The sequence below is a fragment of the Flammeovirga sp. SubArs3 genome, assembly GCF_947387565.1.
In the GTDB taxonomy this organism is placed as follows: domain Bacteria; phylum Bacteroidota; class Bacteroidia; order Cytophagales; family Flammeovirgaceae; genus Flammeovirga; species Flammeovirga agarivorans.
The window spans coordinates 265,422-279,193 of record NZ_CANDOA010000002.1 but is presented as its reverse complement, the minus strand read 5'-3'; the positions used below and the strand labels follow the sequence as shown (position 1 = coordinate 279,193).

Below are 13,772 nucleotides of genomic sequence, written 5' to 3'. Positions count from 1 at the left end.
AGTTATTACTTACCAAATACAATTATTCCGTAAAATTATTCAATAAAAAACCCTAGGCTAATTCTATTAACCTAGGGTACTCACTGATTTGGTCTTTGCGAGTTTTTAGTATTAGCTTAGGGTAATTATGCTATACCTTTTTGTATATCATCTATGACTTACTCACAAGTTTCACAGTCATCAACATAAGCAACTTCTGTATCAACAGACTCAGCTGTGTAAGCAGATACTGTTAATTCGTTGTTCATTACGTTGTTGATTGTAACATCATTGTGAACGTCAAATCCTTTCTTAGCGTTTACAACTTTTACATTGATGAAGTTACCTTTAGCACCTTCTCTAACTCTGAAAGCAGTAGTTTCACCAGCAACACCTTCAACTGTTACGTTAGTAACTGTAGCTTTAGTGTAAGGCTCAGCTGAGTTGTTTTTAGAGTTGTTGTCGATTTCAAAACCTTTATCGAAAGATCTTGAAGCATCATGAATTACCCATAAGTTCGTTAATGAACCAACGTAACCATGTGCCCAGTCAAATGAATCATCTTCACAACCAACTGAAACTAAGTTCTCACCACTTACAGTACCTCCGAACCACTCAAGGCCATCATCAGTACCTTTGAAAGCTTGTAAGTTTGATAATTCAGTACCTGAACCTACACCTGAGAAAGTAAATGCGTTGTGCTCTGACTCATCACCATATTTGTAACCAGAGAATTCAACTCTTACGAAAGTTAAGATACCTGAATCATCAGAATCGTTTGTACCACCATAAGTAACGTTTGAATCAACTTCTGGAGAAGCTTCACCGTTAGCATCGCCATTATTAATTGTAGCTCTACCGTTAAGTAATAAACCACCCCATGCACCTGGAGTTTTATCTTTAGAAGTGAAAACGATCATGTTTTCCTCTGTACCTTGCGCGTCAATTTTTGCATCTTGTAAGACCATTAAATATGAATCTGATGCTTGTGCTTCAATTACTGTACCTTCAGCAATAGTTAAAGTTTTACCAGCTGGAACTTTAACAGCACCTGAGATAGAAACATTACCTGACCATGATAATTGATTGTCAGCTAAATCTCCAGCAGTGATTGTTAAATCAAAATCACCAGAAACCGAAGTACCTGCGTAATCAGTACCTTTTGCCCATGATGGTAAATCACCAGCACCTGTACCTGCACCATTCGATACAATTTTACCTGCTGCTAATGCTTGATCTTGAAGTCTAGCATCATCATCTGTACCAGTTGAATCTGCAGGAGTATCTCCGTTAATGTTGTCATCGATAGGTCCTGTTACATCATCAGAATCACATGATATTGTGAATAAACCAACTAATGCGATAAATGCAGCTGTTTTAAATTGCTTTTTCATAATTAAAAGTTGTAAATTTGTCTCGAGAATTAAAATATTAATTTTTAAAGGAGAGGTCGTAAGTTCCATTTACTTCCTCTTTTTTTTTATGCTAAAAACTGTATTTGAAGCCTAACTTAGCATCAACTCCTTTCTTATAAGTTTCAACAACACCTTGTGTTCCGTTTGTGAACTCTTGCTCAAGAGTAATGTCTGGGTTTAAGATGTTTTTCACTGATAAGTCTAAGCTGATTTTTTCACCAATTTTATTCTTCCAAACAAAGTTTAGTGTTCCATAAGATCTTTCGTAGATATCACCAGCACCTTGTGAACCTGCTGCTACAATTCTATCACCGAATGTGTTGTAAGTTACAGTGAAGATTGAAGTTACATTATCACTAAAAATGTTTGCTTCGTGTGATACGTTTGCATTCACCATGTAAGGAGATGCTCCGTACATTGCTCTTTGCTCGTTTGTAAACTGACCAGCAGAACCGCTTAAGTCTGTTTGTGAAGTTAATAATGTAGTATTGAATCCAACATTTGATCTAGATAACCACTCTCCTCCATTTTGGAAGATATTTGATAATCTTTTGTTTAATTCGATTTCAACACCAGCAACATGCGAAGTACCTGCGTTTACATAAGTAAATTCTGTAATCGCTGACGCTTTTGTTACTAACTCGATTGTATTGTCAATTTGCTTAGCAAATACACCTACTGAGAATAATTCACCTGAGTTAGGGAAGATCTCATACTTAAGATCGAAGTTCAATACATCTGAGTTTTCCAAGTTCGGGTTACCTACAATCTTCTGACCGTTGGCAAAAGTGAAACGGAAAGGAATTAACTCTGACATCATTGGACGAATAAGAGTTTGTGATGCAGCTAAACGGATGTTTGACTTTTCATTAAGCGAGTATTTGAAGCTTAATGATGGTAAGAAATTACTAGTTTCTTTGATATTTAAATTGTCTGGAGCATTAGGATCTGTAGTTCCTTCGTCTTTGTAAGCTACTTCTTGGTAACCTTGCTCGAAACGAGCTCCAACATTCATTTTTAATTTTTCAGGAACGATCTCATAACCATAATCTGCGTAGAATGCATTTACATTCATCACTGCATTAAATTTAGTATCGTAACGAACAATTGGCTTGTAAGTTAAAGTACCATCTGCAAAGTTTTGATCTAGATCTTCTTGAGGGTTATCAATATCGATTCTTGGAGGAACACCTTGGATACTTAATGTAGACATCCACCATTCGAATGTTCTGTCTTTGAATGATCCGTTGTAACCTACTGATAAATTACTTCTGTAAGTATCATTGTATTCATTGTACTCACCAAGACCGTAAGTTGCTCCGATTCTTGCTGACCAAGTATTCTCGTTCATATCTGACCAGAATCTATGAGAGTCATCTGGAGCATTTGCGAATAGTTTACCTGTAAATTCACCATTTTCATACTCAAGATCTCTGTATGTCAACTGACGTCTATCAGGCTCTTGTGATCTTGATTTAGAGTAACCAGCACCCCATGATACTGTTAAGCGATCGTTTTCGCCGAATTTATGATCACCAAGTAATTGATGAATATTTACTGTGTTTTGAGTATAAGTATTACGCTCTCTAAAGATCGGCTCTTCTCTACCTAATTCTTCATGCTTACCTTGTAAGTCTAACACGCTGTTAGCTGACTCATTGATGAAGATATTATTGAATGAGATCTGATTCTTATTGTTGATCTTGTAGAACATATTACCCATTGCAGTTGTGTTTGTAGAGTAGATATATTCTTTTGAGTCGTAGTTGTTAATTGTAGTACCTTCTGCTCTGTAAGTTCTTTTTACACCTTCTCTAATTTCATATTCGTTATCAAATGAAGCGGATGCAATAAAACCGAAAGCACTTTCGTCACCAAATTCGTAAAGGTTACCACCTGCAGCACTAAAGCTCATGTTAGGACCTGCCGTTTTATATGTTGGTGAGAATGAGTTGTCATATGAGTTAGGAACTTCTCTATTGTACATTTCTGTAGGTAAAGCTCTACCATTACCTGAGAAACCTAACATTTCCATATCACCATCTGCAAACGTTTTAAAACCATTTCCAGTAGCGATAGAGTTATAAGCTCCTGATAAGCCTATTGTGAAAAATCCTTCATCTGGATAGTCTTTAGTAACAATATTTACAGTTGCACCTGCAAAATCACCATATAAAGAAGGATTAAATGTTTTGTTAATATCAATATTTCTAACAACGTCTGTTGAGAACAATCCCAAGTCAATTACTTTTTTGTTAGGGTCTGTAGAAGGAACTACTAAACCATTAACTGTTGCGTTGTTATACCTATCACCTAAGCCTCTAACGAAAAGACCTCTACTTTCTACCTTAGTAACACCTGTTACATTGGCTACAGCGTCTTCAGCATCTGAAATACCTTTTACTGACATCTCTTCAGCACCAATTGCTTGGATCATTACATCAGAATTCTGACGCTCTACCATTAAAGCACCTGCTGATTCTGTATTTGCTTTCGCTACGATTTCAACAGCCTCAAGCTCTTGTGCATCTAAAGGAAGAGAAAAGTTAACTACAACTTCTTCTCCTTCTACTACTGAAATTTCTTGAGTTGTTTTTTTGTAACCGATAAATGAAGCTACTAAAGTATAATTACCTACAGGAGCGTTAAATTGGAAATTACCAAAAATATCAGTTGATGCACCAGTTGTTGTTCCTGATAAAGAAACACTCGCACCGATTACATCTTCACCTGTATCTGCGTCTTTTACGTTACCCTTGATAAGCCCCTTCTGAGCAAAGGCTGAGATTGAAAGAATAATTAGCGTAAATGAAATGAAAAATTGTTTCATTGTTTGTTTAAATTCTTAAATACTAAAACTGTGTTAACCAAATCACGTTGCAAATGTAGGAGTGGTCTATGTTGTATTATTTTAGAAATCTTAAACTTGGTGTTAATTAAAAAAGGTTTTCTGTTAACTCAATGTTACATAGAATCTAAAAATTCGTTATAAACAAAATATACACGCCTCAAGAATTGTTATTTTTCTGCGATTCTATACATTTGAGTAAACTTTTTTAATACAGACAGCCAATGTTAAGAAATTTCAAACTCAAATTATTCATACTTATTCTTGGTTTTATTGCATATTCTTGTAATGAAAATAATAGTAATAAATACACTAAACAGGAGTACGAAAAGAAAACTAAAGTCAACAGAACAATACCGAAGTTAGATGACACCAATATTATGAAAGTATTGGACTGGTATGGTCCTGAAAACCAAGAAACAATTGTATTGATCGAAACCAAATACGGTAATATTAAGCTTAAGCTTTATAAAGAAACATGGAAACACAGAGCCTCTTTTATCTTGCTAACAAAGAAAGGGTACTTTAACGATTCTCAATTTTATAGAGTTGTACCTAATTTCATTGCTCAAGGTGGAGACTCTGACGAACCTGATTTTAGAGTAAAGAAAAGAAAGGTCGGGAAGTATCATGTTCCAAATGAAATTGATCCTAGACGCTTTTTTCATAAGAGAGGTGCACTTTCAGCTGCTAGAGCTTATAAAAACAACCCTACTCGACAATCTACACCTTTCGATTTCTTTATTGTTCAAGGAAGAGAGGTAACAGAAGGCGACTTGCAAGCATCTGAACAGGAAAATGGTCTAGAATATACAGAGGAGCAAAAAAATATCTACAGAACAATAGGTGGCGATCCACATTTAGACGGTCAACACACTGTTTTTGGTGAAGTAATAGAAGGAATGGATGTAGTAGATAAGATTTGTGCTGTTCCTACTGAAGGTGAATGGCCATTAGATCCTATATTTATTAATGCAAAAGTTATTGAATAAATAAGTATCAGTAAACAAGGTTTGTCACCCCCTATCTCCATTATAATTTATCGCATTGTACTGGGGTGTCAAATTATTTGTTAACCGATAAGATCAAACTGAAATAGTATTTTTACTTTTGCAGTACTATTCCTAGAGATGTCGAGATCTCTTATATCATAAATTTTAAATCTTAAATCATCCATGATTTTAAGCATTGATACCTCCACTACTGTTTGTTCAGTAGCATTACATACATTAGAAGGTGAATTGTTGTCTTATTATGAGCAGCATATTGATAAGTCACACTCAGAATACCTTTCTGTAATGATCAAAAATATTACTGACAACGCAGGTATTGCAATGACTGATTTAAAAGCTGTTGCTGTTTCAGAAGGACCTGGTTCTTATACTGGTCTTCGAATTGGAGCCGCTACTGCAAAAGGATTATGCTATACTTTAGACATTCCTCTTATTGGAGTAAGTACATTGGCTTCTATGGCATTGCAAGTTTCTTATTATGCAGAATCGGAGGATATTATTTGTCCTATGATTGATGCTAGAAGAATGGAAGTATACACAGCATTATTTACAGCTGATATGAAAGAAATTCTTGCCCCTCAGCCAATGATCATGGATGAAAATAGTTTAAGTGATATTTCTGGCAGACTAGTATATTTTGGAAATGGAGCAGATAAATGTCAAGAGTTATTGGCTAGCAAACCGTCCAAAATTATTAAAAACATCGTTCCTTCTGCACAATATATAGGAGAACTGGCACTAGAAAGTTTCCAAAAAGAGGAATTCAAAGATGTTGCCTATTGGGAACCTGAATACCTAAAAGAGTTCCAAGCAACAACTCCAAGAAAAAGACTGTAATAATTAGTATTACACTTTTTCTATCTCTTTACGATTTTTAGTCAATACCATTATATATGAAGTTTGCTGAAGTAATTCTTCCTGTTCCTATACCAAAAAGTTTCTGCTATAGTATCCCACCAATGATGGATGTGGCTATAGTGGTTGGTCACAGGGTACTGGTTGAGTTTGGAAACAGAAAAATGTATACGGGTATTGTTTCTGAAATTCATGATAAACATCCTGATAAGTACGAACCCAAACCTATTTTAGAGGTATTGGAAGTAGAACCCAGTGTAAACCCATCACAAATAAAACTTTGGAAATGGGTCGCTGATTACTATATGTGTACTATTGGTGAAGTTTTAAATGTAGCATTACCTTCAGGGTTAAAACTCAGTAGTCAATCATATATACAATTACATCCACATTTTATTATTCAAGATAATCTTGAGATACTAAATGATCGGGAGTTTACTTTATTGTCTCATTTAGAAAAGGAACAGACTATTCCATATACTCAGGTAGGGAATATCATCCAGCTAAAGAGTCCATATAAAACCATTAAAGACCTTATTGCCAAAGAAGCAATTCTGTTAATTGAGCAGATAAAAGAAAAGTATAAGCCCAAGATGGAAAAACGTATTCGATTAACTGAACAATACGCTGAAAACCCAGAGGCTTTGGATCAACTTTTCGAACAACTTGGCAAGAAAGCGAAACAAGAAGATGCTCTGCTTAAATACCTTACGCTAGTACCTGTACATGAAGATCATTTAAGCAACTACCATGGTGTAGCAAAAAAAGACTTTGTCCACAGTGGAAGAGCATTATCTCCAAGTTCTGTGGGTACAATGACAAAAAATGGCATTTTTGAAGAGTTTGAGCGTCAAATACCTCGCTATGAATTAACAGCTTCAGATAAGATGCAACCCACTCCACAATTATCTGATGCACAAAATGAATGCTTACAAAAAACAATAAAAGGGCTAGAAGAAAAAAATGTTTGTCTTTTACATGGAGTGACAGGAAGTGGCAAAACTGAAATCTATTTACAATTAATACAAGGGGTAATCCAGAATGGAGAACAAGCCCTTTTTATGATTCCAGAAATTGCTTTAACCTCTCAATTAGTAAGAAGACTAAAAGTTTATTTTGGTGATGTACTTGGTATTTATCATTCAAAATTTTCGGATAATGAAAGAGTTGAAACTTGGAAAGGTGTTCAAGAAGGACGTTTTCAAGTAGTCGTTGGTACTCGATCTTCTTTATTCTTACCGTTTTCAGATCTTTCCTTAATTATTGTTGATGAAGAACATGATTCATCCTATAAAGCACATGACCCAGCCCCAAGATATCAAGGACGTGATTTAGCTTTAGTTTTGGCTCATTTTCATCATGCCAAAGTAGTTTTAGGTTCTGCTACTCCATCTCTAGAGAGCTTTTATCTTGCTGCCAAACAAAAATATGCCTACGCAGGATTAAGCGAAAGGTATGGTGATGCTCAACTACCAGAAATTAAAATTATTGATATAAAGTCTAAAAGAAAGCAAAAGAAGATGAAGGATGATTTTTCTGATGATCTTCTTCAGACTTTACATCAAACGACCGAAGAGGGACATCAGGCAATCCTTTTTCAAAACAGAAGAGGTTATTCCCCTTATGTTACTTGTAATGTATGTAGTTGGGTTCCCACTTGCCCAAGTTGTAATGTAAATCTCACATATCATATCTATAAAAATGAATTGAGATGCCATTACTGCGGTCATAAAGAACATGTACCAAATACTTGCGTTTCCTGTGGTAGTACAGAAATTAAAACTGTCGGATTAGGAACACAAAAAGTAGAAGAAGGACTGAAAGATTACCTCACTGATTTAAGAGTTGGACGTTTGGATTTAGACACCACTAGACGAAAACATAGTTATGAACAGATTCTGACAGACTTCGAACACGGTCATATCGATGTCTTAGTAGGTACACAAATGGTGACTAAAGGTTTAGACTTTAGTAATGTAAGAGTAGTAGGAATATTAGATGCAGATCGCTTATTGTATTTCCCAGATTTCAGAGCACATGAACGTGCTTTTCAACTTCTAACTCAGGTGAGTGGAAGAGCTGGGCGAAGAGGTGAAAAGGGAACAGTAATATTACAAACAACTACTCCAAATGAAACCTTATTTGCTAAAGTAGCGAGGCATGATTACCGTAATTTCTACCGAAAAGAAATAGCAGAACGACAACAATATCATTACCCTCCATTCACTCGACTTATTAAATTAACTATAAGGAGTGAAAAACAGGAACTCACTAAAGAATCTGCACAATGGTTAGGCAACCGTTTAGTCAACTGGTTAGGTAGAAAACGGATCTTAGGACCTCAAGAACCTAATATTAACAAGATTAGAAACTATTTCCTTTCTGAAATTCTCATCAAATTGGAAAGAGAGAATTTTGACCTTAAAAAAGCGAAGAATTATATACACCATGCCATTCTTCAACTTAAAGAGGAAAAGAACTTCAAAAGAGTATGGGTAACGATTGATGTTGACCCTAATTAAAAAAAGCTACTCCAAGAATCTTAGAGTAGCTTCACTATATTATTGATTATCTTCTAATTACTAACATTATAGGACAGTTATTCTACAATAAACTTCTTCGTTTGTGATTCAAGTTCATTGTTTATTTTGATCAAGTACATCCCCTTCTTTAATTGCTGAAGTGGTAATCTTGTATTTGACTCCGTAACAGGAATCGTAAGAATATTTTTCCCGTTTATACTGTAAATATTCATTGTGCCATTCCCTACAAATGAACTCGCATTAATAGTTAGCATCGACGATGCTGGGTTTGGATAAATACTAAAGTCTCGGACCATCAATTCACTTTCTAAAGTTTCTACAGACTTTCGGCCTATGGATACCAATGGAGCATTAATTGTACTTCCAGAAGTAATGGTTACACTATAATCTTCTACCTCTCCATACGTAAACGATTCACATGGTGTGGAAACTGCTCCGTACTTCATTGCTACTCTCATCCTTGTCGTACCAAGAACCGCTGTAGCTGGTATTGTCTGCGTTGACGTTAAATTGCCTGCACTACTTGAAGAACCTTGAACAAACAGCTCATTAGCATCTTCAAAATCTCCATCTTGATTGTAATCAATCCATATTGACCAATATACAGTATATCTCGTACCTCTGAATCCTGCACTAAAATCTATGGTTTCGCTTGCTCCTCTTGTTAACGTTCCTGGAGCTAAACTTGTATAATCACCATAACCAGCATCTTTATTAGTACTATTATTTAAGCCACCAAAAGAAACATTGTCAATCCAGAAATAAGTATCGTTATTTCCATTTGAAGCACAGTAACTCAATGAACCACCATTACCGCTTGTTGTTGTAAATGTACTGGTAGCCGAGAACGACGATGAACCAGAAGTACAATTTGAAGAAACTTGTATCTCATAATTAGTTGACGCTGATAGTCCAGTTAATGTAGCTGTTTCACTTGTTGCAGTATATTGACTCCAAGTTCCACCACTTTCTCTTATTCTTAATGTATAATCATTCGCTGCTGATACTGCAGACCATGAAATATCTGTTGTTGTAGAAGTAGTATTATTTACCGATACATTAGAAGGTACATCACAAACTAATGGAGAACCGGTTGTGATTTCCACCGCATAATCTTCTACTTCACCATAATCAAATGTTTCACAAACAGTCTGACTTGCGTTGTACTTCATCGAAACTCTCATTTTTGTTGATGCTGGTCCTACTGAAGCAGGAATTGTAATACTTCCTGTTACAGTTGTTGAACTTAAACTTCCTGCATCAAAAACAAGTTCATTGGCATCTTCAAAGTCTCCGTCTTCGTTAAAATCTATCCATATTTTCCAATACTCATCATAAGATGAATTCGAAAATCCTGGAGATAACGAAACATTATAGGAATTACCTGCTGCTAATGATACCGATTTAGACGATGAAAAGTCATTATATCCGCCATTTGTACCTGTAGTATTCACAAGATCGGCCACTGTTACATTGGCAATCCACTCATAAGATGCATCATTACCTTTTGAAGCACAATATGCGATTGTTCCGTACTCGCTACCTACTCCAACAGCATACCAAGCATTTGTGGTTTGAACCACTTCGTTTGAACCCGACCCATATAAATCAATAGCAGATTGTATCGAAAAAGTTCTTGCATCTGCAAAAGTGGAAGTAGAAGATAGATAAACAGCTTCTGTTCTATAAGCTATTTTTGCTGCTTTTTCGATACCTATAGCAGATACAGAATAACTACTTCCGATATCATTAGATCCCGTTTTTCCTACGGTAAGAATATAAAACCAATGGTTTAGTACTCCACTATTTGTATGTACTCCACAATAATCATTACTCTGAGTTGGAGTGCCACAATTTGGATTCTTCCAATAAGATCCACCATAAGTATCCGGTTGTCCTTCGCTGTTAGGATCACTCATAGATCGTAAAGCTTGACTCGTTGATCTTCGTTCAATATCCTCTCCGATTAACCAAATATCTTTTTCCGGAGCTGCATATTGTTCAACACAAGCGGCCCAAATATCGGAAAAGCCTTCGTTCAAAGCTCCCGATTCTCTTTGATAGACTAGATTTGCAGTTGTTTCACAGATTGCATGTCCAATTTCATGGGCAGCAACATCCAAAGAAGTTAGTGCATCAAAATATGTATCACTACCATCTCCATAAGTCATTACCGATCCATTCCAAAATGCATTGTCATAAGCTTTATCATAGTGAACATAACTTTTTATGGTTGCTCCATTACCATCCCAACTATTTCTATTATGTGATGCAATAAAGTAATCGTAAGTCATCTGTGCACCCCAATGAGCATCCAATGCTGCATTGTCTTTTTGGCTATTGTTCCATTCGCTTGATGACCAATTGTTATCATTGTCTGTAAAATCTACAGCACTGTTGTAATTAGTACCTGTGTTCATATCGTAAGTTTCGATACCATTACCTCTTGTGTAATCTCTTAATCGGTAGCTTCCGTTATATGAATCTGTTTTTGATGCTCTTGACCCTGAGTATCTTGTAGACAATGATCCATTCACCTCTGCATGTTTAATTATTGGATTGATATGTACAATATCTCCGGTTTTCACATCCACATAAATGTAAGATCTGCTTACTGGCTCCTCAGCATAAATGTCAAACTTATATGCTAGAACAGGTTTTAAGCGGGTTTCTCTATCTGTAGCTTCATAATTTGGAACAATCACAAGCTCTCCTTTTGGATAAAAGGTCGCCAATTTTCCATTGGTCATTTTCTTTGCCATTTGTTCCTGATTTGGCATTTGCCACATGTATTTTGAAGCTCCAACATTTTTAATTGCAAGCGACAAAGCTTCCTCTTCAGAAATAGAAGGCTCAATAGTCTCCAAGGCAATTGGAGTTACATGATGAACGATAGAAAGTGGCTTTTCTCCTTTAAAATTTAGAGTATATCCTCCATACTCTACTTTTACATTCTGATAGAATTCTTGAAAACGTCTGTGACTTATACCAAGGTCATCAACTTTAGTATCAACTTGTCGAAAACTAGTAGCGGTTTTGAGTTGTAGTTTCTGTCGTAATACATTTTCTGTTTGTTGAAGGGAGATTGTTTTTCGACCATTGGACTGATCGAAAGAGATAAGTTCTTGAGCGTAAGAGCTTACCGTGATGATTCCAATAAGAATCACCGAGAGTAGTTGAGTTTTCATTCTGTAGTTAAATTATTGAATTGGATTTGTGCCTGTCGTGAGGCTTATTTAAGTGTTAGTAATTAGATTGATCAAACAATTAATAGCTGCACAAATATATTGAAGGTTATTTCATAAAAACAACTACCTGTTATCCAACAAGGAGTAGGTACAACACAACGGTATTGATATAATCCAATAATTCAAAATTTAAAAAATGTTCAAACAAATAATAACTCTAAATGGTCGTATTTAACTATTCTGTGACATGTCAATCCTATTTCTTATCTACTTTCTCCATAAGAAAACTAGGGATTATACAATCGAAAAAAAATTTAAAAAAAATGAAAAAGCCATAAGAATAAAGATTCCTATGGCTTGGTAGATATATAAAGTTTCGGTTTTTACTTATCAACTAATTCTTCTTTTCTATACTGGATTTGTAATTCCAACATACATGCTGCACATAAGCATTCTTCATACTCTTGATGCATACGTTGCGTTTCTTCGTAAGTCATTTTTACTTCGTAACATTGGCATTGAGTGATATTCCCTACCTTACATTCGAAGTTTTTTTGACAACGCTGGCAAGTTTTGATCTCGTGTTTTGGCATTACGAAAAGATAAATTTATGGTTAGTATGCGGTAAATCCGCTTAGGTCTATTAAGAATATAATCATTTATTACCTCTAATAAATATACAATTTTTTTAGGAATTTCTTATAGTCTTTCCTTTAAAAAAGGATAAATCAAAAGAAGATTAGTGACACTTCATTTCTACCTCTTCCATTGGCTTATCAGTCATTTGTTGAGAAGATTGGTGAATATTATATGCTCTCAATAGCAGTAAACTTCCCATTGCTAAAAACAGCACTGGATAAATACGACGTACCTGATTTCTGACTTTTGTTTCGATAAACTGACCAGCAACTGCAACAGCAAACATCATAGGTATAGTTCCTAAGCCAAACATAAACATATAACTCATACCTTCAGAAATGCTGCTTGTAGATAATGCTGCTATCATAGCCATATATACCAATCCACAAGGCAAGAAACCGTTCATTATTCCAATGGAAAAGAAGTTATACCACTTTGCATTTCTAAGGAATTTACCGAGTTGTTTCCTTACAAATTGAAACCACCCTCCTAAAAAAGGAATAAAGCTCAATAACTTATCAGGGTTTACAGCAAATACCCCAAAGGCCAACATCATTACTCCAAGAAAAGCTGTTAAATACACCTGATACCCAACTAACCAAGAGAGTCCTTGTCCTAATAAACCTGCAAACCCACCTAATAAAGTGTAAGTAGTCGCTCGTCCAAAATTATATAATAATCGATCAAAGATCTGTTGAGGTCCTTGAGATTTCCCTCCTTGAATCGCTAAAGCTATAGGCCCACACATTCCCAAGCAATGGAAACTCCCAGCGAAACCCATACCTAATGCAGTGATATATAACTCGTTCATTTGTTGCTAATTATGAGATGATAAGTAGTATTACTAAATCACCAATGCTTTTTCAAATAAGTACTCTTTGCCATTGGCAGAAAAACTCATTTTTAATATCCATCGTCCTTTCATGATCCTACTTGCATCAATAGATTGAGCATTATCTTCATTTAATTTTAAAGGAACGTTGAAATCTAATCTATTGTCAGATGGTCTAAAAAACCTGATTTGACCTTTTACACTTTTTAATTCTGGTGGAAGAATAACATCAATATTTCCATCCTCCATATTCAAGGTAAGAACAGGAGCTTCTGATAAGGTATTGATATTTTCCTTTTGTTTCTGATGTATTTCATGCAATTGCTCTTCGGCATAATAGTCTTTTGATACCATATTTACAGGTACAGTAAACATCTTTATTACCATAGCAATGATAAAGGTTCCGAAGACCACAAATGCGATCACAACTCCCCAACCCCAATTTAATTTCATCGTATTA

Annotated in this window: 9 protein-coding genes; 3 read left to right on the top strand and 6 right to left on the bottom strand. The window is 35.4% G+C overall.

The features are described 5' to 3' along the window. Positions 1-158 precede the first annotated feature (158 nt). Together QL232_RS05675 and QL232_RS05670 are read right to left on the bottom strand one after the other, a co-directional pair. Complete coding sequence (locus QL232_RS05675; RefSeq protein ID WP_281613396.1) at positions 159-1,373, bottom strand: hypothetical protein; 1,215 nt, start codon at positions 1,371-1,373, stop codon at positions 159-161. 91 nt (positions 1,374-1,464) lie between these two features. Beyond that, entirely contained in the window at positions 1,465-4,224 is a 2,760-nt protein-coding gene (locus QL232_RS05670; RefSeq protein WP_168880481.1) for a TonB-dependent receptor, read from the bottom strand. A gap of 242 nt (positions 4,225-4,466) precedes the next feature. On the opposite strand from QL232_RS05670, the gene QL232_RS05665 reads away from it, so the two are divergent. From QL232_RS05665 to priA, 3 genes are all read left to right on the top strand, one after another. Next, positions 4,467-5,234 (top strand): peptidylprolyl isomerase, encoded by a 768-nt coding sequence (locus QL232_RS05665; RefSeq protein ID WP_168880480.1) that lies wholly within the window; start codon positions 4,467-4,469, stop codon positions 5,232-5,234. 183 nt (positions 5,235-5,417) lie between these two features. Continuing rightward, positions 5,418-6,092, top strand: coding sequence for a tRNA (adenosine(37)-N6)-threonylcarbamoyltransferase complex dimerization subunit type 1 TsaB (gene tsaB / locus QL232_RS05660; RefSeq protein WP_281613395.1), 675 nt, complete (start codon positions 5,418-5,420; stop codon positions 6,090-6,092). A gap of 56 nt (positions 6,093-6,148) precedes the next feature. Next, complete coding sequence (priA, locus tag QL232_RS05655; protein WP_281613394.1) at positions 6,149-8,632, top strand: primosomal protein N'; 2,484 nt, start codon at positions 6,149-6,151, stop codon at positions 8,630-8,632. A gap of 77 nt (positions 8,633-8,709) precedes the next feature. Here priA and QL232_RS05650 read toward each other — a convergent pair whose 3' ends face one another. The 4 genes from QL232_RS05650 to QL232_RS05635 all read right to left on the bottom strand — a co-directional run bounded on the left by QL232_RS05650 (position 8,710) and on the right by QL232_RS05635 (position 13,765). Beyond that, on the bottom strand, positions 8,710-11,841 hold the full coding sequence (locus QL232_RS05650; RefSeq protein WP_281613393.1) for a M4 family metallopeptidase: 3,132 nt from the start codon (positions 11,839-11,841) through the stop codon (positions 8,710-8,712). Positions 11,842-12,224: 383 nt separating this feature from the next. Continuing rightward, the gene (locus QL232_RS05645) at positions 12,225-12,434 is read right to left on the bottom strand and encodes a cysteine-rich CWC family protein (RefSeq protein WP_168880476.1); all 210 of its coding nucleotides are present in this window, start codon (positions 12,432-12,434) and stop codon (positions 12,225-12,227) included. A gap of 146 nt (positions 12,435-12,580) precedes the next feature. Then, complete coding sequence (locus QL232_RS05640; RefSeq protein ID WP_281613392.1) at positions 12,581-13,291, bottom strand: sulfite exporter TauE/SafE family protein; 711 nt, start codon at positions 13,289-13,291, stop codon at positions 12,581-12,583. 33 nt (positions 13,292-13,324) lie between these two features. Then, the gene (locus tag QL232_RS05635; RefSeq protein WP_168880474.1) at positions 13,325-13,765 is read right to left on the bottom strand and encodes a FixH family protein; all 441 of its coding nucleotides are present in this window, start codon (positions 13,763-13,765) and stop codon (positions 13,325-13,327) included. Positions 13,766-13,772: the final 7 nt, after the last annotated feature.